This is a genomic window from Pseudomonas sp. QLc11A (assembly GCF_052112305.1).
In the GTDB taxonomy this organism is placed as follows: domain Bacteria; phylum Pseudomonadota; class Gammaproteobacteria; order Pseudomonadales; family Pseudomonadaceae; genus Aquipseudomonas; species Aquipseudomonas laurylsulfatiphila.
This window is the reverse complement of the sequence record NZ_JAVAJJ010000071.1, coordinates 1-304: the sequence shown is the minus strand read 5'-3', so window position 1 is coordinate 304 and position 304 is coordinate 1. Positions and strand designations below refer to the sequence as shown.

Below are 304 nucleotides of genomic sequence, written 5' to 3'. Positions count from 1 at the left end.
GCGCAGTCCTTTGTGGGAGCTGGCTTGCCGGCGATGGTCGTTAACGATGACGCATGTGGTCTGGATAAACGCGGCGCACTTGAGTCCATCGCCAGCAAGCTGGCTCCTACAGTTTCAGCGTGGGCGCAGTCCTTTGTGGGAGCTGGCTTGCCGGCGATGGTCGTTAACGATGACGCATGTGGTCTGGATAAACGCGGCGCACTTGAGTCCATCGCCAGCAAGCTGGCTCCTACAGTTTCAGCGTGGGCGCGGTCCTTTGTGGGAGCTGGCTTGCCGGCGATGGTCGTTAACGATGACGCGTGTG

General features: G+C 60.2%; 1 pseudogene. It reads left to right on the top strand.

What is annotated here, in order from left to right:
- Positions 1 to 304 (top strand): annotated as a pseudogene (locus tag Q8X48_RS29935) (hypothetical protein); the annotation flags it as partial.